Here is a 25,115-nt window from a genome sequence, read left to right on the forward strand (position 1 = left end):
GTGTTACCATGCCTTATTAATGGGTCAGCAGCCGAGCACTGACGGCGCAGTACCATATAAGAATTACATCGACTGGTTGGCACAGCAAGACCTAAAAAGCGCGAAAGCATTTTGGAAAAATGAACTCCAAGAGCGCACTTTTGTCGGCCATTTTTCTGATAAAAATACCCAGTTAAATTCGTCAGAGCCCAAAATATGGCAACGTAACTTTGCCTTACCTAAAAACGTTACTCAGCGTATTCAAGAGTTTGCTAGGTCTGCACATGTGTCGGTTAATGCGGTGGTACAGGGGGCTTGGGCACTTGTTTTAGCCAATACTTTCGCTTCGGATGATGTCATATTTGGGGTAACGACTTCAGGCCGCCCAGCGCAGTTACCTGGAGTTGATAAAACAGTGGGTTTATTTATCAACACCTTGCCAGTTGTGGTCAATGTCGCAAAAAGTGAATCAATCACAGATTGGGTGAAAAATGTACATCACAGGTTTAGCCAAATTAATCAACACAGTTTCCTTTCATTCAATGAGATATTACAAACTGGTAATTTAGCTGGGCCGATCTTTGATAGCCTATTGGTCTTTGAAAACTATCCTCTAGAACAAGGTATTAGAGATCAGCAGTCTCAATTAACTCTGAATGTCTTAGAGATGGATTCGGATGATGAAACGACATTCCCATTGACTGTGAAGGCGTTTGTAAAAGATGAGATGGTCTTCCGCTTGGAGGGTCATTCAGATACCTTTACAGAGCGTCAAATGGATATGTTAGAGCAGTGCTTGAGTAATGTGCTAGCTGACATACCACAACAAGATACTGAGCAAGTGGGCCAGCTCCCGTTATTTGGCGAGCAAGACCTGCAAGAAACTCACTCTCAGCCAGTGGCCTCGCAAAAATATAGCCATGATTTGGTTAATTTGCACAACCAGTTTGAGCAACAGGCTCACTTGCACCCGGAAAAAGAAGCTGTTGTTTTTGAAGGTACAAGTCTGACTTATCGCCAATTAAACGAAGCTGCGAATCAACTATCTCATTATTTGATAAATGAAATTGGCGTAGAACAAGGTGATTTGGTGGGCATTTGTTTACCGCACTCACCAGATTATATAGTTGCAATTATAGCCATGTTCAAAGCGGGCGCAGCCTATATTCCGATGGATCCTGAGTACCCGATGGAGCGTCTGGAATATTTCTTGTCAGATGCGAAGCCAAAATTGGTGCTGGCAGATGCGTCAGTTAACATGGCAACAATGGCTGAGCACAGCCCCTTAGTGAGTTTATCTGAGCCTGACTTACAGGCCGCATTGGCTGTTCAATCCAAAGCAAACCCCGGCATCAATGTGTGTGCTCAAGAGTTAGCCTATGTGACTTATACTTCAGGCTCTACAGGAAAGCCAAAGGGTGTGATGGTCGAACAGGGCAACCTATCTCAGACATTTGCCAACTACCAAGAGCACTTCACGCTGGATGCAGATGACGTATGGTCGCTGTCCCACTCCTTTTCATTTGATGTATCCGTATGGGAATTGTGGGGTGCCTTAACGCGCGGCGCTAAAATTGTGGTTGTCCCTTATTGGACGGCTCGTTCACCACAAGCATTGTATGACGTGCTATTAGAGCAGCAAGTCACGATGCTGTGTCAAACGCCAACCGCATTTGGTCATTTAGTTGATGTACAACTCGAAAAAGACACCTCCTTAAACCTTAAGTATGTGGTGTTTTCTGGTGAGGCGTTGAAATTTGCTGATTTACAGCCGTGGGTAGAAAGGTATGGCACGGCGAAGCCTGCGCTGCTCAACGGTTATGGTGTTACCGAGACCACCATTTATTCAATGTTCTATCAGGTCACGATGAAAGATATTTACCAGCCGAGCGTAAATAGCAAGATTGGTGTGCCTATCAAAGGTGTTGAATTCTTGGTTTTAAATGACCAAGGCGAAAAAGTCGCGGCGGGGGACGAAGGTGAGCTCTATATTGCAGGCGCAGGGGTATCGCGCGGTTACCTGCACAAAGAAGCGCTGACGAAGGATCGGTTTGTTCATCTTAACTTCGGTGATGAGCAAAGTACTTTGTATTACAAAACAGGCGATTTGGTTAAGTGTTTAGCTGATGGGGGATACGAATACATTGGTCGCAATGACCATCAGGTAAATATTAAAGGATTTAGGGTTGAGCTGGGAGAGATAGAGCACAAGCTACTGAGTATTGACTTTGTAGACAAAGCGTATGTAACACCAAGCAATGAACACACCATCGCGGCCTTTGTAGTCCTCAACTCAACTGAATTAAACAATCATGATGAGTTGGAACAAGTGCGCAAGTCGCTGGCGGTGAGCCTCCCTTACTACATGCAGCCAGACTCGATAGTGGCCGTAGAATCTTGGCCTCGCACCAATGTTGGCAAAATAGACAGAGAAGCTTTACTGGCTTTCAGTGAGCTATCGGCCTCTGCTGCGTCCAAAGAACCAGAGAAAATAACTGGGCCAGAAACTGAGACTGAGCGGTTTTTAGCACAGCATTGGGCTGCGTTGTTTGAAGTTGAGCTAAACCTTGTGGATATTCACGCTTCTTTTTATCAAAACGCTGGCAACTCACTGATGATGGTGCGACTTACCAACGAAGTGAAAAAAGCCTATTCAGTGAATATCTCAGTGAACGTATTGTACGAGTATTCGACGATCCACCAATTAGCTTCATATATAGATTTATTAGTACACAAAGGAAAAGACAACACGGCTCAACAAAGCGGTGACAGAGAGATGTTTGAACTATGAATATAATGACCTTTATTTTAGAACTACAAAAAAAACAAGTGTTCTTAGCAGTAAATAGTGGAAAGTTAAGCGTTGATGCCCCGAAAGGGGCGTTGGATAGTCAAACTTTCGAAAAACTAAAATTACATAAGAATGAGATTATTGAGCACTTAAGCAAGTTGACCAACGTAGAAGAAGAAATCAAAACTGCCGAATACGCCAATAGTTACCCACTTTCTTTTGCACAGCAAAGGCTGTGGTTTATTGATCAGATTGAACAAAGTAGCGCCAGCTACAATATTCCTTGGGCATTTGAAGTCAATGGAGAGTTTGACATCTCTACGGCATCTAAGGCATTGACTGCGATAATTGAAAAACATGAAGTGCTTAGAACTGTGTATATCAACGACGCCGGACAGGGGCGTCAGCAAGTATTGCCTGATTTTGAATTTGCCATATCAGAGTATGACTTCACACAAGATGCAGACGGCATTCAACTCTTTATAGAGGAAGAGGCTAGCAGGCCATTTGACTTAGCATCGGAGCTGGTGCTGCGAGTAAGCTATTTAAAAAAGGCCCAAGACATTGGTGTGATCGTATTTAATATTCACCATATTGCATTTGATGAGTGGTCACTTGAGATTTTAATGGCTGAGTTTATGCAAAACTACAGTCAGCTCTATGCTGGTCAGGATATTGTCCAAGAGACATTGGATGTACAGTATCGCGACTTCGCAGTGTGGCAAAACAAGCAAGTAGATAAGGGCATTTTTAAAGCCCAGCTCGATTACTGGCACAAACAACTAGCAGATGCGCCAGTCACACATGAGCTTGCATTGCAGCGCAATAGGCCCGAAGTAAATCAAAAAATGGGAAACAAGCATCGCTTTTCGCTGCCAGCGCAAACCAAACATGCATTAGATGACTTAGCTAAGTCGCAGTCTGTAACGCCATTTGTATTGGTCCATGCAATATTTGCTCTGATGCTTACTAAAGCAACGCGTAATTCTGATGTGGTTATTGGCACCCCGAGTGCAGGTCGTAGTAATAGCCAATTGGAAGGTATGATAGGTTTTTTTGTTAATTTCTTATCGTTGAGAACGGATAGTGACGGTTACACCTCATTTAGTGACTTTTTAGAGTATGTTAAAGAGGTGAACCTTGGTGCACTACAACATCAAGATGTCCCTTTTGATAGGGTACTAGAGCACTGCGGCATCGAGCGAAACCCGCAAATGGCGCCGCTATTCCAAATTGTACTTTCAGTGCACCAGAGCAGCCAAGCACAGCCAAGAGACATGTTGTGGGGCTTAACACCGGTCAACATTGAACACACATCGGCTAATTTTGACTTGATGCTTGAAGTGGGTATGGACACCAATGCATTAGAAATGATGTTTACCTATGATAGCGCACTATTTTCTGAACAATACATAGCAAGTCTTGCACAGTACTTCTGTACTGTATGTCAGCAAGTGGTTGCAAATAAAGACGTAAATATTGCAGATATTCAATTGGTTGATCAGCAAAAGCAGCAAATACTTATTGATGAAGTCAAATCTGCCTATTCTCCAGTATCAGTAAATCAGTATTTACATCAACAGTTTGAAGAAATTTCGGCGTCTCACCCTACGCGTATCGCGGTATGTGATGAGGCACACTCATTGTCATATCAAGAGCTCAATGAACAAGCAAATAGATTGGCCCGCTATTTAACCGCACACGGTACCAAGGTGTCCGATAAAGTAGGTATATGTTTATCTCGCTCAACTGAATTTGTGGTTGCGATGCTGGCAACGCTGAAAGTTGGGGGTACCTATGTGCCTATGGACCCAGATTATCCAGAAGCGCGCTTGACGCATATTATCCAAGACAGCGATATAAAGGTGGTTATTACTTCAGCGTCGTTGCAGAGTCTGCCTGTGTTGGGTTCTGATCGCATTGAATGTATTGCGCTTGATGACACTAAGTGTATTGACGCGCTATCGTCATTAAGCTGTGCAAATGTAACGACTGAACTACCAGAAAGCCTGCTGGCTTACATTATTTATACATCAGGTTCTTCAGGGTTGCCCAAAGGCGTTCAAGTTACTCATAAAAATGTTCTGCGATTATTTAAATCTTCGGAACAACAGTTCCAGTTTAGTGAGCAAGACGTGTGGAGTTGCTTCCATTCTACTGCCTTTGACTTTTCTGTTTGGGAGCTTTGGGGGGCGTTATTATACGGCGCGAAGACGGTGATGGTGTCTTATGAAGACAGTCGCTCGCCGCAGCGATTTGCCGAACTTTTAGCGGCGCACGGTGTCACCGTGTTGAGCCAAACAGCTTCAGCTTTTTATCAATTGTCAGAATATGTGCTCGAGCACAATAGCCCACATCAACTGCGCTACGTCGTATTTGGTGGAGAATATCTGAACTTTACCAAACTGTCGCCGTGGATGGATCGCTATGGTAGTGAGACTACACAGCTGATCAATATGTATGGTATTACAGAAACCACAGTACATGTTACCTACCAAAAAATAGAGCGCGCACACTGTGAGCAAGGCATCAGCCTTATTGGTAAGCCGTTACAAGATTTGACTTGTTACGTTGTTGATGAACATGGAAATTGTCAGCCTCCTGGGGTCCCAGGGGAGCTTTGGGTTGGCGGTCAAGGTGTTACAAATGGGTATTTGAATCGACCAGAGCTGAATACTGAGAAGTTTATTGCCGATCCATTTAGCGCCGAGTCAAATGCCGTAATATACCGCAGTGGTGACCTTGTCCGCTGGTTGGATGACATGAGTCTACAGTATTTAGGGCGTATTGATGAGCAAGTCAAAATTCGAGGTTTCCGTATTGAGCTCGGTGAAATTGAAGCGAGTTTAAATCAACACCCGTACATAAAGTCATGTGCAGTATTAACAAAGCCGACAGAGCAATCTGGTCATGAGTTAGCTGTTTACTTTACTTTGGTCGACGATGCTGAGGCCGACGATTTTCAAGCTCTGTTGCGAACGTTGCACAGCTATTTGCAAGTGAAACTGCCAAAACACATGGTCCCGACGGCTTATGCCATGCTAGAAGAGCTGCCCATGACGGTAAATGGCAAGCTCAATCGCAGTGCATTATTGTCTTTGTCGGTAAACTATGTGAGTGAAGAGTATCACGCGCCAGAAACCCTAGTTCAACGACAGCTTTGTACTGTCTTTGAGCAGACTCTAGGATGCGAAAAAGTGGGGATTCAGGATAACTTTTTCAACCTAGGTGGAGACTCGATTCGCGCAATTTCATTGGTTGCCAATGCGGCGAAAATAGGTTTACAGATCTCTGTTAAAGACCTATTTAGTTACCAATCTGTCGCATCTCTAGCAGCGGCGATTGAGCAAGGGAATACTGAATCAACCACTGAAGTTAAGGGTGAACCATTTGCGTTACTGACAGAAGAGCAACGGCAGGCGTTACCGCAAATGACAAGTGCGCCAATTGAAGACGCTTTTCCATTGACAGCAACCCAACAAGGTATGCTGATCCACAACATGCTTGATGTGGGAGGGGGGACTTACCACGACGTACCAAGCGTGCGACTAAAAATACAATGGCATCCGGAGCTATTTGCACAGGCATTAAGTGCTGTTGTAGAGCGTCATTCGGTTCTCAGGTCAACATTTGAATACTGTTGTGCTCAACCAATTCAAGTAATTTATGAGCGCATTACATTACCACTGAAAGTCAGAGCGATAACAGATGACGAGCTCAATGACTTGGCACTTTACGAACAACAGTGCTTAGCAAGTGAGCTCGCATCGCCGTTTGAGATGGGTGAATTGCCATGGCGTATGGCTGTGCATACAATCACTGATGACGATATCTACCTCCATATCTCGTTCCATCACTCACTGTTAGATGGTTGGAGCTTTGCTTCATTCAATACCGAACTGATAAATCAATACAAACGTTTATTAGCAGGACAAGAGCTACTTATTCAACCAAAACCGCCTGCTTATTCATTAAACGTTGCGCAAGAAATGGCTGCGGTAGAGTCGGGCAAGAGTCGTCAGTATTTTAAGACGCAATTAGAAAATGCAAACTTACCTTGGTGGTCTAATTTTGAAAAAGGGAATCCACTAGAGGTTGTGTCTGAACTCAGTGCGGAGCAGCGCGAAAGACTGAACGCGATCGCTAAACAGTTAAAAGTAAGTGAGAAAAGTATATTACTTAGTGCACACACTGCTTTAATGGCATTTTTAGGTGGGCAAGAAGATGTTGTAACCTCTGTGATCAGCAATAGTCGACCTGAGCTATCGGGCAGTGAGCAAACACTTGGCTTATTTTTGAATTCTCTTCCTATGAGAATAGATGTATCGAAAGGGTCATGGCAGCAATTGATAAAAAGAGTGCATAGTGAAAGCGTGGAGTTGATGTCACACCGAAGCTACCCTCTAATTGAGATACAGCGAGCCTCGAAACTTGAATTCGGCTCTGCTGCATTTAGCTTTATTGATTTTCATGTCTATAAAAACATATCTGATGAAGTGGCGGTTGAAAGCGGTAGCTTTTTTGAGAAAACAGATATTATGTTATCGGTTAAGTTCATCAACAACCAGTCTAATAACGCTCTTGGCTTTAGAATTCACACGAACGTTAAACAATTCGACCTGCAATACGTTCAAAGAATAAGAGATTACTTACAGAAAATTATTACTCAGATCGTAGAAGACCATACTCAAGAAATTGATTTTGACTCGCTGTTAGAGCCAACTGAAGTGGAAGCGCTTGTAGCGTTTGAACAGCACGGTGTTCAGGCCAAAAAATTGGGTGCGACAAGTGTTGTAGAGTTATTTGCTCAGCAAGTTGAACAAAACTCGAACGCCATTGCGGTCTCCATGTCAGGTCAGAGCTTAACTTATTCGAAACTCAATAAACGGGTCAATAACTTAGCATGTGCTTTACGTGAAGAAGATGTAGGTGAAAGCGACAAAGTCGGTATTTACTTAGACAGAAGTATAGAATCACTGGTTTCTGTACTGGCGGTAATGAAGTCTGGCGCCAGCTATGTGCCACTTGATGTTCAAGACCCTGCCCTGCGCAATCAAGTAATCATCGAGCAAATGCAGGCTGGTGTAATTATCTCTCATGAATCGCAAGTATTGCCTTTTAATGTTGCAGGTGTTTCTGAGCTTGTGCTTGAAGGAGATATTACACAAGATGATTGGTTAGAAGATTTCGCCGATGATGAGCCGTTTTCTCTACCAGGTTTACAGCAAATAGCATATGTGCTGTTCACCTCTGGCTCTACGGGCATACCACAAGGGGTTGAAGTTTCACACGCTAGTTTGAGTGCCTATCTTGCACATGCTAAATCACATTATTTTAATAACGCGACACAAAGCTTAGTGAGCTCTACATTAAGTGTTGATGCAACCATCACCAGCTTGTTGGGCCCACTTACCGTTGGTGGTACTGTGAATTTCTTAGCAGATGATGATAATGATACTGCATCAATTGCGGGATTTTTGAAATTTTGTCAGCTGCCATGTGTGTTTAAAATGACGCCGTCTCAAATGACGTTGGTTGCAGAAAGACTCAGTGAATTCTCTAGTCCTGTTGCACACACCTTGGTTATCGGTGGTGAGGAACTGTATTGGAAAACTATCAATAAGTGGCGCTCAAAGCATCTATCAAATGCAACCTTTATCAATGAGTATGGCCCAACAGAATCAACTGTCGGGTGTTGTTTTGAGGTGATCTCGCCCGAGACTCCATCGAATAGTGATCAAATGAGTGTGGCCATAGGCTCACCAGTAGCTGGCACATCTTTGTTTGTTTTGAATGGTAGCCTACAACGCGTGCCACTAGGGTCTGTGGGTGAGTTGTTTATCGCCGGGGCGGGTTTATCAACAGGGTATTCAAACCTACCTGATTTAACCAAGAAAATGTTTACAGAAAAGACGGTAAACGGCCAAAAAATTGTACTCTATCGCACTGGCGATATGGTTCGCTATCTAGCCAATGGTAAATTGGAGTTCATTGAACGTAAAAGTGAACAGGTGAAAATTCGCGGACACAAAGTTGAGTTAAATGAAATAAAGCATCAAATTTTGGCGGTTAAAGGGGTAAATTCTGCGTTTGTAGCCACAGCCGAAAGTAGTTTGAGTACGGATCGTGACTTTATCAGTTCAGTGAAGTTAGAGCTTGGCGATACGCTGCCTGATTACATGATACCGAGTGTATTGATGAAGGTGGACGAATGGCCATTGACGCCAAATGGCAAAGTAGACAGAAAAGCGTTATTAGCGCTTGAAAAGGTGGACAGTGAAACGCACGTGCCACAGGTAAGCTCGACCAAAGAAGTGCAAGACAGTCAGCTTAAATATTGGTTAGCTCAATTAGATGATGCACCTGCTGTACACGGATTACCACTTAGTTACCCCCGCCCAGAAGTCAAGCAGGAACAAGGTGCGGTAGTAAGCGGAAATTTACCGAGTTCAGTTGCACAACAGCTAAAACAATTGGCTCAGAAGTTTCAATTAACGCCATTTATGTTGATCCATGGTGCAGTATCACTCCTTTTATCGAAACACTGTAATAGTTCAGATATCGTAATAGGAACTCCTGTAGTACAACAAACTCAATCCGACTTGGAGTCTGCGCAGCAGTGCACGATGAATGCACTTGTATTGCGTGTCGACACAAAACATAAGACGTTGGCAGAGTATTTGGCACATATTCAAAGTGTCAATTTGGCTGCACAGTCTAATCAAAATGTATCATTCGAGCGTTTGCTTGAGGTGTTAAAGGTGCCTATCGATACGGCCCATTCCCCGTTATTCCAGATTATGCTTTCAACACACACTGAACACTCGCAGCTAGCTGACTGTGCGCGAGAAATGGTCAAAGCAGATCACGATTTAAATATCGATGTAAGCATCAATGATGAGGGGGTTGGGTTAAGTTGGACGTATGATGTGAGTTTGTTCAATGAAGCCGCTATCACAAGATTAAATGAACATTTCTGTCGCTTACTGACTGCACTCAGTGCGGTGACTGATGGTGAGGTAGAGCCTCACAGCTTGCCTATGCTTTCTCAATCTGAGTGTTATCAGCTAGTAACGCAACTCAATGACACAGGCTCAAATTATTCAGAGGAAAAGTGCGTACATGAATTGTTTGAATCGCAGGTAGCAGCCAACCCTAATAAAATCGCAGTGGCATTTGAAGAGACACACTTAACATATGCTGAGTTGAATGTGCGTGCGAATCAAGTTGCTCATTGTTTAGTGACTCAGTATGGCGTGAAGCCAGATACATTAGTGGGTTTATGTGTTGAGCGTTCATTGGAAATGGTCATCGGTATCTTGGGTGTATTGAAAGCTGGTGGTGCTTATGTGCCGTTAGATCCGAGTTATCCGCAAGCGCGATTGAACCATATGCTTGACGATGCAGGTCTTACGGTTGTGTTGTGTGAAGGGCAGACAACTGAAGTATTAGATAGCACATTTACTGGTACTGTGATTGATCTGGGTGATCATCAGCTTTTTGCTGAGTATGACACGACCAACTTGAGTACTTTAGCGCTTGAGCCAACTCATTTGGCTTATGTGATTTACACGTCGGGCTCTACGGGCAAACCAAAAGGTGTGATGGTTGAACACCGTAATTTAGTGGACTACATGTCTGTAAATAAACGCAATTACTATGATGGTAATGTGGCGGGTTCTCTCATATTCACATCGCTGAGCTTTGACTTGAGTTTGCCAAGTTTATACTTACCGTTACTTAATGGTGACGAGGTAAAACTTGTCGGTAAAGAAGATATCTTAGCGCCTTGTGTCAAAGAATCACTCAGTAGCGATTCGGTCAGATTAGTGCGAATGACGCCTTCTCACTTAATGCTTTTATTGGACCAATTTAATGGCGAGCAAGTTGATACGGAGCATGTGTTTATTGTAGGAGGTGAAGCGTTTGAACACGGCTTGGCATCAAAGTGTCTTGAAACCTTCCCATCGTGTCGATTGGTAAACCATTATGGTCCATCTGAGTCGACAATCGGCTGCACGAGCTTCTCGATTACTCGGGGTGTTTTAAATGCATACAATACTATCCCAATTGGTAAAGCGATGGACAATGCCAGTATGTTGCTGTTGTCAGACACTCAGCAGCTACTGCCTTTTGGTGTGACAGGTGAGCTGTATATCGGTGGCGCTGGGTTGGCCAGAGGGTATTTAAACCACCCTGAGCTAACTGCGCAGCGCTTCATTGATAACCCTTATTACGATGCAAGCGTACCGGGTAGTTCGAAGCGATTGTATCGAACAGGAGACTTAGTCCGTTATTTACCTGATGGCAACTTAGAATTTATGGGTCGCGTAGATGATCAAGTAAAAATACGTGGCTTTAGGATAGAACTAGGGGAAGTTGAATCACAGCTAGCGCAGCTGTCGAATGTAAACTCTGCGCTAGTGTTGGCAAAAGAAGTTGCCGGTCGTCGGCAATTGTTCGGTTATGTAAAGCCCACAGAGACTGCGCGCTCTGAGCAAACTGTGCTGGTGGCATATTACGCTGCGAACGATGGCATGTCGCTAGATAATCAGATACGTCAGAATCTTGAAAAACACTTGCCAGATTACATGTTGCCTAAAATTGTCGTAGCCGTGGATGAGTTTAAATTGACGAAAAGCGGGAAAGTAGATGTTGCATCGCTTCCCGACATTAGCAGCATACAATCCAGCTTGAAGATAACAGAACCTACCACAAGCCTCGAAACACAAATGCGTAATGTTTGGGCGATGGTGTTAAGGGTTGCTCCAGACTCGCTAGATGTGCAAGCTGACTTTTTTGAGTTAGGTGGTGATTCTATTCTTGCGATCCAAGTGGCTGCAAAAGCGCGTCATCAGGGCATTTTCTTTACAGTGGCAGACTTGTTTGAGTATTCAACGATACGGTCATTGTCGCGTGAAGCGACGACAAATAAAGGCTTTGAGGTACCTCAAGAAGCAGTTGAGGGTCAGATGCCACTGTTGCCAATTCAAAGGGCATTTTTAAACTCTGGGATAGAGCTGGATTATTACAACCAAGCTGTTTTGTTAAATACACCGCCGGAATTTAATAGTAGTGCACTGACTGCAATTGTTGAAGCACTGATTGAGCGTCACGATGCATTGAGGCTAAGCTTTAAACTTGACGGCAATATTTGGCAAGCGAATCATGAAGTGAGTACGGCTCAGTCATTGAGTGAATTTTATGCGGTTGAAAAGCTTGATTTGTCCGATAAAAAGCAACTGACAGCAGTCTTAAATAACTATCAACAAAGTTTTGAGCTGTCTGGGCCATTGGCGAAGTTTGTTTATATAGAGGATGTCAATAACGAAAGGGAAGGGCGTTTATTTGTTGTGATACATCACCTTGTTGTGGATGGTGTGTCATGGCGTATTTTACTGTCTGATATTGAAGCTGTGTTTGCACAGTTCCATGCATTTGACAGTGTCCAATTAGCACCTAAATCCTCTTCTTACAAAGCATGGGGGGCATTTCTTAAGAAGCATGCAGCTGACGAAAGTATGGCAGCGCAATTACCGTATTGGAAAGGGGTTATTTCAAAGCAGACTTGCCCTCTCCCCATTAACGAAGTGTGTGATATAAAAGAGCGAGAAGTTCAAAAGTCACTAGCTCGTATTAGCCTGACTCAAAAAGAAACTCGACAACTGACTACGCAGGCTATTTTAAAGTATGACTTGCAAGTGAACGAGTTGCTGTTGAGCTCTCTGTTAATTGCTTTGCATCAGTGGAGTGGGGGGAATCAATTCTTAATAGATATGGAGGGGCATGGTCGAGAAACGCTCAATAGCAGCTTGGATCTGACCGAGACAGTTGGTTGGTTTACCAGTATTTACCCTGTAGCTCTTGGTGCCTCTGAGGAAAGTTTAAGAGAATGTACGTATGAGCAAATAATCAATCATGTCAAAAATACTTATCGAGATATTCCGGAAAACGGCATTGGTTTTGGTGTGATTGCGGGCAGTGACCTCGCAAAAGAGTTGGGTGATTATGAACCAGCAAAAATCCAATTTAACTATTTAGGCCAGTTTGACAATGTCACTGTTGATGGTGAGTTTTTCTCCATTGCTGCGGAATCAACAGGTGATAGTGCGAGCCGAAATCGACCTCTGGCTTATAAATTGGGCTTAGTTGCGATGGTTACTAATGGGTGTATGCAATTCAATATCAATTTTGACTTATCTGACTTTAGCCAACAGCAAGCCGATTTGTTGGCAAATTACCTTCAACAGGCCTTGCAAGGACTTATATCCCACTGCATTGCATCGTTAGGTGAGCAATCGATTAGCGAGCAATTCCCTGAGGCGTTGGCTCCGGCTGAAAAGCTTACACAATGGCAGTCTCAATTTGATGTACAAGATATTTACCCAGCTACAGGCATGCAGCAAGGTCTATTGTTCCATAGTGAACTGGACAGTGGCGCCTACATAACACAGATCCGTTTGGATTTTGAACATGTGATACCCGAAACATTGAAGTCGGCATGGCATAACATCGCAAATCGACATGATATTTTTAAAACTGCATTTGTAGGGTTTGAGGAAGGGCATTGCCATCAGTTAGTTCAGCATGAAGTTGAGCTCAATTGGTCCGAAGTGTCACTTGTTCATTTAGATGCAGCAGCACAACAAGAAGAAGTAGAACGAATTCGCTGCCAAGATGCAAACACCAAATTTAACATCATTGATGCACCGCTGATGAGATTCCATTTACTGAACTTGGGCGAAAATGGCTATGTTTTGATTTGGTCACACCATCATTCTTTGATGGATGGTTGGTCTATGAGCATGGTGTTTCAAGAGGTGGCTAGGGTTTATCAGGCTGAATTAACAAACAAGCCAGTGACCTTGCCAGCTGTTGTGCCATACAAAAATTATATTCAGTGGTTAAATAAACAGGACCAAGCGGCGTCGCTTACCTTTTGGCAAGCGCAGCTATCCGATGATCTTGAGCCAACACCGCTTCCATTGATGGATCTTACTAAAGTAGCAGAGTCGAAAGAAGAGTTCGCTTTACAGTTGACCTCGGAGCAAACACAGTCTCTTGTTGAGTTCGCGAGAAAAATAAAGACAACTGTGAATATATTGCTGCAGTCTTCATGGGCTATCTTGCTATCCCGTTACAGTTCAGAGAATACAGTGACTTTTGGCTATACAACGGCAGGAAGACCGCCTGCACTTGAAAATATAGACAAAATGGTGGGACTGTTTATCAACACTTTACCTTGCAGAGCCGAGGTTGATGACACGGTTAAGGTCAGTGATTTCTTAATTGCTCAACGAGATGCATTGAGTCAGCGTGAGTTACATAACTTTATTTCAGCGACTGAAATTCAATCGGCCATTCATAGCCATGCTGTCAGTGAGTTGTACAACAGTGTGATTGTCTTTGAAAACTACCCGATTAAAGATGTGAGTGCTCATGTTAATAATGCTGGTTTGGTGATCACCGATGTGCAGCCTTATGCGCGCACTAACTTCCCGCTGAGCTTGATAGCGCATTTAGGCGACACCTTATCGATTCGATTTGAATACCACTTGGGGCAATACAGCACAGCTGATATAGAAACTGTGGGTCAACAACTTAAGGCGGTACTACTACAGCTTGTTGAAAAGGCACAAGCGCGCGTATGTGATATTGATTTAGCAGTTGATGCAGCTGAAGAAGCGTTACAAGAAAGCGAAAGTGGTATCGAGTCTATCCCATTCTTTACGCTAAACGACAAGGTTGCAGAGTATGCACAGCAATTACCGATGTCACCTGCTGTGTCTTCAGAGGACGGCGAACTGAATTATCAGGACTTAGCGAAAAAAGTGGCTCACTTAGCCGTTGCGTTGCAAGATGAGGGGTTGGTGTCTGGCCAAGCAGTTGGTATTTGCATGGAGCGCAGTGTTAAGAGTACGGTTGCCATGCTTGCTGTTTTAAAAGCGGGTGGCTTTTACGTTCCCATTGATGCTAAAACGCCCAGTGCACGTATTAATCATATTATTGATGACTGTGGCATGGAATTGATGTTGGTGGATGAACACACTATTGAAAGTGTGCCGCTAGACGGTGTTGACTTCATGATGCTCGATGATGAGCTGTTTGATGAAGATTGGTATCAATGTTCCGAGCAAGAGTTACAGGACGCAAAGGTTTCAATCCAGTCATCAGATACGGCCTACGTAATATACACCTCAGGTTCTACGGGTAAACCTAAAGGCGTTGCCGTATCACATGCTAATTTAGCCCACTACTTGAACTATGCAGCGTCGCAGTATTTTGATGGCGTAAAAGGTGCTGTAGTGAGTACGTCTCTGAGCTTTGATGCGACGATTACCAGCGTGTTTACCCCATTAGTATGCGGCAAAGAAGTTGTATTGATTGAGCAGGGAAGTCGCGAGCTAGATTCACTGGCCGCATTTATTGCAAATGCTGCATCTCCAATGTTGTTTAAATTGACACCGTCGCACTTAAATGCACTTGCCAAGTTGTACGGCCAGTCGCAGACAAAGGTTGAGCATATGTGCATTGTTGGAGGTGAAAATTTGAGTTGGGGTACTGTTGAGCAGTGGCGCAACAGTGTGATGCCAAACGCCTGTATTATCAATGAGTATGGACCGACAGAAGCGACCGTAGGTTGTGTTGTATTTAAAATCTTAGCGCATGAAAACGCAGGACAAACGGCGGGGTCAGTGCCAATTGGTACGCCAATTCACAATACTGTTCTACGCGTATTGGACAAAGACGGTAGAGCCGTTCCCAAAGGCGCTAAAGGAGAGCTGTATATCGGGGGAGCAGGTGTTACTAAAGGGTATATGAATCGTTCAGCGCTTACCCAAGAAAAGTTTATTGAGTTTTCCGATGACACCAGCAAAGCGCTTACTTATTACCGCACGGGTGACATTGTTCGCTACAGGCATGACGGCGATCTTGAGTTTATCAGCCGAGTTGATGAGCAAGTGAAGGTACGTGGTTATCGCATAGAAACAGGCGAGATAGAGCATCACCTGCTGAGCCATCAAAGCATTTCTGCTGCTCATGTGATGTTAGACGATACTGCGGCTCAACACCTTGTTGCCTATATTGCTTGTGACATTGATATGGATTTGGCGGAGCTGGAACGTAGTTTAAGAGCATCTTTGGCGTTAGAGCTCAATGACTATATGTGCCCTAGCCAGTATGTGTTTTTAGCGCAGTTGCCATTAACTGCCAATGGTAAAGTCGATAGAAAGGCATTACCAAAATGGCAAGCACACTCAACGCAAGCCAGTTCGTCTGGCCCTGTAGGTGAAATAGAAAACCAGCTCGCAAACATCTGGGCACAATTGCTTGAAGTGGAATTGGCAGCTATTACACAAGATAGTGACTTTTTCTTGTTAGGCGGTCACTCACTGCTGGCAATACAGCTAATAACCGCAATTAGAGAGACGTTTAACGTTGAGATTTCGCTTCATCAAATATTTGATGCATCCTCTTTGTCAGGACAAGGTGCAGTGATAGAGCAAGCCGATGCGGCGACCTTTACGCCTGCAATTCAACCTGCATCACTCGATATGACGCACTATCCACTGACACATGCACAAGAGCGCCTTTGGTTTATCGACCAAATGGGCCAAGGCAGTTCGCAATATAACATGCCGCTTGCTTTTGAAGTGTCAGGCCAATTTGATGTTGATCTGATTGAGCAGACATTAGGCGAAATTGTTGCGCGCCATCAGGTGCTCAGAAGTAACTTTGTGACGGTGGACGAGCAGCCTCAGATCACTTATGAACATGCTCAACCGTTTAAATTACATCGAGTCGACCTGAGTCATTTGGATGCGCAAGCTCGCCAGCATGAAGTAGCGCAAATTCAATTTGAAAATGCCACAAAGGTGTTTGACCTTGCTAAAGACCTACTGGTTAGAGCCAGTTACGTCAAGCTCACAAACGGTTTAGATGTTGAAAGTGGCGCGCTATTACTGTGTTTCCACCATATTGTCTTTGACGGTTGGTCAATTGGCATCTTGATGAAAGAGTTCAATGCCATTTATGCGGCCAAAAAGCGCAATTGTGAAGCCGAGCTCAACCTGCTGCCTGTACAGTACCAAGATTATGCGGTATGGCAGCGTACGTGGGAAGGTGAGCAGCAATACCTTGCCGATCAGACCTATTGGACAGAGGCGCTTGCTGGGAGTCCACAAATTCACTCAATTCCAACGGATAAAGTTCGTCCTGCGCGACAGTCATTTGCCGGAAGCGCAGTGCCATTTAAGCTTGATCAGGCGCAAACAAATAAGCTCAAGGCATTCTGTCAGAGCCGAGGGGTGACGCTGTCAATGGCACTGCAGACTGTGTTCTCTGTGCTGTTGAATCGTTACAGTGGCGAATCAGATATTTTGTTTGGTACGCCAGTAGCGAATAGGGACCGCAAAGAAGTTGAGCCATTAATTGGCTTCTTCGTAAACCTTGTTGTGATGAGAGTGGGTGTTGAGTCGCAGTCTTCGTTTGATTCTTTGCTACAAACAGTTAAACAGACAAGCTTGGCTGCTCAGTCCCATCAGTCATATCCATTTGATAAGTTAGTTTCAGAATTGGATATCACCCGCAGTGTGTCACATGCTCCACTCGTTCAAGTCATATTCTCAATGAATACGAACAAGGTTGACGCATTGGAGACTACAGATTTTGAAATTTCCCCGATGCATGCCGAACAACTCGTCGCCAAGCTAGATTTAAGCTTAGATGTTGAGGAGTATGAAGATGAGATAGGTTTCTCACTGGGATACTGCACTGATCTTTTTGAAGCCGAAACGATTCAGCAAATGAGCGACAATTATTTGCTGATCATAGAAAACATGTTGTCTTCGCCTGAATTAGAAGTTGCACAAGCACTTGTAAATCAAAGAGCAAGTGTAACCGAGGGTAGTGTCAAAGTGACAGAAACGAGTGCGCCATTTATTGCAGTGCATGAGTCTGTTAAACGTTTTGCGGCTGAAATGCCGGATGCGTTGGCATTAACCGATGGCGTTGAGCAACTTTCATATGCACAACTTGTTACAGCAGCGCATACCTTATCTATTGCACTGCATGAAAAAGGTGTTGGGCAAAATAGCTTAGTTGGTGTGGTTGCTGAGAATTCGGTAAAAAATGTAGTGTTAATGGTTGCGCTGTCGCAAATGGGGGCTGTATATGTACCATTTGATCAAAGGTTGCCAGCTCAGCGTGTTGAGAAAATGATCGAATCTAGTGGTGCAGAGTATCTAGTGTGTCCGTCGACGGCACATCCTTTTGAGCACTTGTCAGCTGCACAGTTTAACTTGGACGAGCTATTTGAATACGCCAAAAATGTTGAGGTAGAGAACGTCGGGCCTGATAACCAGGTCTCAGTACAGAAGCAGCAATTGGCCTATGTCATTCATACCTCAGGATCGACTGGTATGCCAAAAGGCGTGATGATTGAGCATTTAGCTTTGGCTAGTTTTGTACAAAATCATAACAGCTTGGTTGGTACGCCACCACAGTCAAAAGTCATGTCAATATTGTCCCCGGCATTCGATGCAGGTCTTGGTGTCATTTGGAGCAGCTTGTATTCAGGCGCCACCTTGTGCTTGGGCAGCTTTGAGAAGTCCCTATCAACACAGTTGGTGGATTTTGAAGTGCAACAAATCTCTTTAACCCCTTCGATTTTAGAATCGCTGTCTTGGCAAAGTGAGTTTAAGTTGGAAACACTCATCCTTGGTGGTGAGGCGTGTCCAGAATCGACAGTTGAAAAATGGCAGAAACATTGTCGTTTAATCAATGAATATGGTCCCACTGAAACGACAGTAACGGCGATGTCAAGTGATTGGTCTGTATCTCATTCTCGCAGTCTGGGTCATGTCTATCCAGGATTTCAAGCTGCTGTGATAGATGAAAATGGCAACCCTTGTCCTGTGGGGGCAATTGGTGAGCTTTACCTTGCAGGTGATCAACTAGCAAGGGGGTATATCAATGCGCCGGAATTGACCGCCAAGGTGTTTGTCGAAATGACGTTGCCAGGCTGCACTATGCAAAGGTTTTATAAAACGGGTGACCTTGTACGTATTTTACCTTCGGGTGAGTTTAGTTTTGTTGGCAGAGCCGACACACAAGTGAAAATCCGCGGATTTAGAATCGAGCTAGAAGAAATCGAAAATAAAATCATGTTAATGGATGGTGTTGAGCAGGCTGTTGTCGATGTTCGTGTGTTAAATGGTGTTGAAAATATTGTTGCATATTTTGTTGCAATAAAGGATATTGAAAAGCCACAGTTCAAGGAGCATTTGGCGTCATTACTACCAGACTATATGGTGCCTAATCATTATGTTAGCTTGGAAGCAATGCCTCTAACCGTGAATGGTAAAGTTGACCGTAAATCATTGCCAGTGCCACAACTACTTCATCGTGAGCAAACTTATGTTGCACCGACGAATGAGCTAGAACATCAAATTTGCAATATATGGCAAGAGCTTTTGCAAATCGAACGAGTTGGGCTTGAAGATAACTTCTTTGATTTGGGCGGTCACTCGCTATTAGCAGCGCGTATGTACACTTCTATTCAACATCAGTTTGATATAGAGCTGTCCTTACAAGAAATTCTTGAGCAGCCAGTGGTTTCTGAGCTTGTAAAAGTCATAGATACCGCAGTGCGACTCAAAGAGGGGCTAATTTCCCAGCGTGCAGATGACAGTAGTGATGCCGAAGAAGATGTTTGGGAACTGTAACGTTAAGTCAAAATAATAAAAGGCTGGTGGCAAATTGCACACCAGCCGCATAATAAATATAAAGAGATGGAAATGTCACAGAAGTATTATTTAAGAGAAAGTGTTTATGTTGAGCCATTAGTCAATAGTTGGTACGCATGGCCAAACCTTTTATCTCCGTTTCAGTATGCTCTATATATGAACAAAACTCACCTAAGGTTGATGAAGTCATTTGCCAATAACCATGAGTTACATATTATGGCAAACGAAAATAAGACCATCGCGGGTGGGGGGGAATTTGTCGATTGTAAAGCAGAGCAGCTAGAAGATATAAAATCCCTGATCAATAAATTTGAAACAGAAGATGCGCTCTTTGGTGAGCTGGCTGATGCGCTGAAATCCCTCAACGCCATGCTCAAGCAACACGTCAGTGGTGAATCTTTAGAGCCGCTCTACAAACAGGTACCTGACCTTCTTAAAGGGTATGTGGAGCTGGTCATGGACAGTAACCACAACCCGAGTTTCCGTGTTATAGAGGGCTTGGTTTATCAAAGTGAATATTACAGAAAAGATCTGCAATCGGTGTCTTTAGGTGTCTTAAATGAGGAGATGGAAAGGCCGTTTGTTCTGAGCACGCCAAGGCTACCAGATACGGACCATATCCATATCAGTGAACCCTTTGACAGTGAATTCTGGGATACCTTGTTTAAAACACGGACTCAGCCAATTTCTAAACAAGACATTGAAGCCTTGTTTGAAGGCAAGCACTGTACAGGTGGCTTAAATATTTTCGAATTATTCACTACCGAAGCGCCAGCAGACAGAGCACAAGAGATAGAGACAACATCTGTTAAATATATCGGTCATGCCGGTCTACTGTTACAGACAAAAAATGTATCCATATTAGTTGATCCCGTTGTGGCCAATATCACATCAAAAAATCGCGAGCAAGCGATTGGCTTTGCGCAACTGCCGGAAAAAATAGATTACATTTGCCTGACGCACAATCATTCAGATCACGTCAACTTAGAGACCTTATTACAGCTTCGACACAAGACAAGTCGTATCCTAGTTCCTAAAAACAATGGCGGTTCATTGTTAGACCCATCGCTCAAAATGATCCTCAGACAATTAAAGTTTGATGTAATTGAAATTGATGATTTAGAGGTGATTGATGTTCCTGACGGCAGCATTACTGGCATTCCGTTTTTGGGTGAGCATGGTGATTTGAATATAAGAAGTAAGACGGGCTGGCTATTCCAGCTTAACGGTAAAAAAATATATGCCGGTGCTGACTCTTCTAACCTAGAACCCATCATGTATGAAAAGCTAAGCGCTTATTTTGGGGAATTAGACTTAATGGCAATTGGCATGGAATGTGTCGGTGCGCCGTTTACATGGCTATATGGGGCTCTATTCACAGAAGCTGTGCCAAGAAATATAAAAGAGTCACGCCGACTCAATGGCAGTAGTTTTGAAACGGCATCTCAAATCACCAATGCATTGAAACCTAAAAATGTGTGGATTTACGCTTTAGGTTTGGAGCCTTGGTACAACTACTTTATGGGCCTTGATTATAGCGATGACTCTGAGCAGATAGTGCAATCAATGCAAATGGTGGAATTTTGTCAGGCACAAGGTATTCCTGTTGAGCGTTTATGCGGCAAAAGTGAAATTAAGTTTTAGGAGATAAACATGGGATTGATGTCAATGAATGACTTAGTTGAAGTTGAAGGTCAACCACTTGTACTCAACGTGGACTTGCAAGGCGAAAAAACCTTGGATTGGGCACAGAGAAATCGCGACGAACTAGAATCGTTGGTGGCAACCAATGGCGCAGTGTTAATCAAAGGCTTGAAGGTGGTCAGTACTGGGCAATTTTCAAAATTGTTGCAAACCATTTTTCAAGGGCCGCTGCTAGAGTATCAATATCGCTCAACTCCAAGGACAGGGTTGAAGGGCAATATCTATACGGCCACTGAATATCACGCCAGTGAAACTATTTTACAGCACAATGAAAATGCTTATTCAAATGAGTGGCCATTGCGACTCGGTTTTTTGTGCATGCAAGCATCGCCAGTAGGTGGGGAAACGCCGATTGCAGATAGCTGCAAGTTATATGATCTAATTCCACAAGAGATAAGAGACAAGTTTGAGTCCAAGCAGCTTAAATATGTCAGGAACTACTCAGATGTCGATTTGCCTTGGCAAGAAGTGTTTCAAACATCCGACAAGGGAGAAGTGGAAGCATTTTGTCGTCAAAAGAACATCGATTTTGAGTGGTTACCCGGTGATAGATTGCGAACTTGGCAGATAAATCCTGCATCAATTGTCCACCCGGTTTCAGGCAAAAAAGTGTGGTTTAACCAGGCCCATTTATTTCATGTTTCTAGCCTTGGTAAAGATATGAAGGAAAGCCTGATCAATAGCTTGGGTAAAGAATTTTTACCGAGAAATGTGTACTTTGGCGATGGCAGTGAAATTGATGAGTCTGAGTTACAGCTGATCCGCGACTTGAACCAAGATTTGCGAATTAAGTTTAAGTGGGAAAAGCATAACTTGATGTTAATTGATAATACGCGGTTTAGTCATGGCAGAGAGCCGTATGAGGGAAATAGGAAAATCCTCGTAGGCATGTCAGCACCTTCGGGTTTTCAATCTGTTTAATAGGTCAGAATATGGGAATTAAACCTCTGAAAATTAGATCCAAAAAATTAAAAGCGTGTACCGTAGCTGCGGGATTATCTGTTGTGGCACCTGTGTATAGCGCAAGTTTTTCTGAGATCCATCACTGTTATGTCAATAAACATAGTGCAGGCTCTAGTATTCAAATTACCAAGGGCAATCAAGTGTTGTATAGAGGGGCGGTTGGACTCGCAAATGTCTCTACCAAAGAGCCTCTTGGTCAAAAAAGCGTGTTTGATATTGGTTCGATAACAAAGACTTATACCGCTGTGGCTGTTTTGCTTCTCAGCGAAGAAAAAAAGATCAACCTAGATACGCCACTTGGCACCTATGTCAAGTCAATCCCAAAAGAGTATCAACATGCAACGGTTGCCCAAATATTGTCACACATAGCGGGTTTTCCTGATTACTTAAGTGACTCTAGAGTATGGGGGTTGTGGCACCGAGATAGGGGGCTTGACCGTGTTATTAAAAGTATCACAAGACGTAAACCCTACCAAGAGCCTTTGAATAGCTACGAGTATTCAAATACCGGCTACATACTGTTGGGTAAGCTTATAGAGAAAGTATCCGGTCAAACTTATCGTGAATTTTTAGAGCAGCGAATATTTAAGCCCTTAAAGCTAAACAACACTTATGTTTTTGAACAGCCATCTAAACATAAAACGGTTGGCTATTTTTCAGCGCCTAACGCCCCTAAGAAGTTATATTACCCAGAAAAAGTAAGTAGGACCTGGATGCATGCTGCAGGTGCAATTTCAGCCACAGTTTCAGATCTGAGTCAGTTTTATATGAGCCTGCACAAAGGCGAAATTCTATCCGAATCTTCTTACTTGAGGATGATGAGAAGAGCAAAATTAAGCGATGGCACAGAAATCGACTATGGCTTGGGTATCAATATTAATGATGTACTTGGAGTGCCAACTCTTTTTCACGAAGGCCGTGTGCCAGGCTATGCGTCATGGAGTGCGTATTTCAAAGAGTTAGATATTCATGCTGTCGGCCTTTCTAACGATGAGGGAATTCACCCAGGCCCGGCAACTTTGCATATGGTGGCTGAGTACACCAAGCTACTGCCTGCCAGAGTCAGCCTCGCAGATAAGCCAGCAGAAATTGCGCTGTTGGGTCACTATCAAAAAACCGATGGGGAGCGGTTTGAGATTAAACGCAGTGGCGCTGATTTAATTTTGGTTGAAAAGGGCGGTGAAGAAGTCATCGAGTTAAGAGAAAACAACTCTTATAGCCACAAGTGCAGTGGGAACTTTTTTACCCTCGAAAACAATGGCGGTGAGGCTGTGCTGATGTTTACCGATCTGTATAGAGGTCAAAGTACCTACGCCAAGAGAGTTTCGCAACAAAGTGCTCAGGCAGGTTCTTAGCAGAAGCAGACTTTAAAAATACGTTGAAGTGGCTGTAGAGTTTCAATGTCACTATGTTTGCAATATGTTGATATTGAGAACTTTATAGCGCGCTTTATGAAAAGTCGTGGTCGAGCCGATAACACCAAAAGGTTAAAAGTAGGTGCATACACCACGTTGGGCAAATAAATATTAACGATAAAAATTGAACTGAAAATTTAGCAATAAGTGAAAAAGTAGGGAGCTTTTTTATTTAGTGTCAAACATCTCTAAGGCGATTGACTAGGAAGGGGCCTTTTTGGTGACGACATAATTTAGTTTGAAAAGGCAGCGGCACAGCTTAGTTGTGCTTAGGCGACGTATTTTGCGCATTGTGTGCATTTTACCAAGTTTTATGCCGAAGTTGGGCTGAAATTAATTTGCTAACTTAACCAAAAATAACGAATAAAAAAGAGGTTATAGATGAATTTAGAAGTGCTAAACGTAAAGGATAGTGGGTTCAGCAAGCTGGGGCCGGTATTTAGTGAAAAAGAGATAAACCAAATATCTAAGGCGGTTTCTGAGTACTCTAAGAAGTTTAGTGAAGGGGTTGTTTTTGAAGAGGGTACGGACACCATCAGAGCGATACACGGTCCACACCTGTATGACTCTTTTTTCAGAGACATAGCCCAAGATAAAAGACTTGTCAGCTTTGCACAAAAGGTGTTGGGTGAACAGGTTTACGTTCATCAGTTTAAAATAAATCAAAAATTGGCTTTTGAAGGGGCCAACTGGCCATGGCACCAGGACTTTATCTTTTGGCAGAAGTTTGACCATATTGAACATCCAAATATGGTGAATATTGCCATTCCTCTTGATGAAGTGAATATGCTTAACGGACCGCTTTGCATTGTCCTTGGCAGCCATAAACTCGGTAATGTATCTGAATCTATTAGCGGTAATAGTAGTAATGTATGGCAGGAAAACGTGTCATCTAATCTCACGTTCCAAGTCAAAAAGTCTTTTATGCAAGACGTATTATCCGATGGTGAATATGAGTTTGTCACTTGCGCAGCTGGTGAAGGGTTTGCTTTTGATCCTCAGGTCATACACGCATCGTCAAATAATATGTCAGCTTCTGACAGAAGGATCATGATTATTACCTACAATGCGGTTTCCAATGTACCTAAAAAACTGTCTAGTAGGCCAGGCTTCTTAAGTGCACGTAGTTTTGAGCCAATAGACATTTAATACACATCAATATTATCAATCTGCATGACGCATATTTTGGTTGCTACTTTGAAAACTTAATGAAGTAGCAGAGCGGCTTTGAACTGTGTTCAAAGTCGCTGAAAAAGTATGTTTAATTTCGATAAAGAAATGACCGTTCTAAGTAGATGGCATGTCACTCAAATATAAATGAGCGATATGCATTGATAGTGTTGGTGGGTGTAACTTTCCTACAGTGGCCTTATTGGTACTCGGCCACTTCTTACTTATTTTCTGTACATGCCATAGGGCAAGAAGCATCAATGGCAAGTACCAAGGATTGTTCAATCATAAAGTAGATACCCCAACAGAAAGTAATTGTTGCCGTGTTTTGGTCTAGAACAACAG

6 protein-coding genes (1 of these 6 cut by a window edge) are annotated in these 25,115 nt (G+C 43.4%); all 6 read left to right on the top strand.

Annotated features, from left to right (window positions below):
• A protein-coding gene (locus N483_RS24275) for a non-ribosomal peptide synthetase (protein WP_023398718.1) crosses the window boundary here: on the top strand, window positions 1–2,770 show its 3' end. It extends 9,731 nt beyond the left edge of the window; the window shows 2,770 of its 12,501 coding nt (coding positions 9,732–12,501); the start codon falls outside the window, past its left edge; the stop codon is at window positions 2,768–2,770.
• Window positions 2,767–19,497, top strand: a complete 16,731-nt coding sequence (locus tag N483_RS24280; protein ID WP_023398719.1) for a non-ribosomal peptide synthetase — start codon at window positions 2,767–2,769, stop codon at window positions 19,495–19,497. Before N483_RS24275 ends, N483_RS24280 begins: the two co-directional genes overlap by 4 nt.
• A gap of 72 nt (window positions 19,498–19,569) precedes the next feature.
• Window positions 19,570–21,162, top strand: a complete 1,593-nt coding sequence (locus tag N483_RS24285) for an MBL fold metallo-hydrolase (RefSeq protein ID WP_023398720.1) — start codon at window positions 19,570–19,572, stop codon at window positions 21,160–21,162.
• 9 nt (window positions 21,163–21,171) lie between these two features.
• Window positions 21,172–22,143 carry a TauD/TfdA family dioxygenase gene (locus N483_RS24290; protein WP_023398721.1) on the top strand — a complete coding sequence of 324 codons (972 nt, stop codon included), beginning with the start codon at window positions 21,172–21,174 and terminating at the stop codon, window positions 22,141–22,143.
• 11 nt (window positions 22,144–22,154) lie between these two features.
• Window positions 22,155–23,540: a serine hydrolase domain-containing protein gene (locus tag N483_RS24295; protein WP_023398722.1), complete on the top strand. Its 1,386-nt coding sequence runs from the start codon at window positions 22,155–22,157 to the stop codon at window positions 23,538–23,540.
• A 441-nt stretch (window positions 23,541–23,981) separates the two neighbouring features.
• Window positions 23,982–24,749: a phytanoyl-CoA dioxygenase family protein gene (locus tag N483_RS24300; RefSeq protein ID WP_023398724.1), complete on the top strand. Its 768-nt coding sequence runs from the start codon at window positions 23,982–23,984 to the stop codon at window positions 24,747–24,749.
• Window positions 24,750–25,115 lie beyond the last annotated feature (366 nt).

This window comes from Pseudoalteromonas luteoviolacea NCIMB 1944, from assembly GCF_001625565.1.
Classification (GTDB): Bacteria; Pseudomonadota; Gammaproteobacteria; order Enterobacterales; family Alteromonadaceae; genus Pseudoalteromonas; species Pseudoalteromonas luteoviolacea_F.

Coding starts and splice junctions, on each gene's coding strand:
- N483_RS24280 (WP_023398719.1), top strand. CDS start 2,767: ATGAATATAATGACCTTTATTTTAGAACTACAAAAAAAACAAGTGTTC.
- N483_RS24285 (WP_023398720.1), top strand. CDS start 19,570: ATGTCACAGAAGTATTATTTAAGAGAAAGTGTTTATGTTGAGCCATTA.
- N483_RS24290 (WP_023398721.1), top strand. CDS start 21,172: ATGGGATTGATGTCAATGAATGACTTAGTTGAAGTTGAAGGTCAACCA.
- N483_RS24295 (WP_023398722.1), top strand. CDS start 22,155: ATGGGAATTAAACCTCTGAAAATTAGATCCAAAAAATTAAAAGCGTGT.
- N483_RS24300 (WP_023398724.1), top strand. CDS start 23,982: ATGAATTTAGAAGTGCTAAACGTAAAGGATAGTGGGTTCAGCAAGCTG.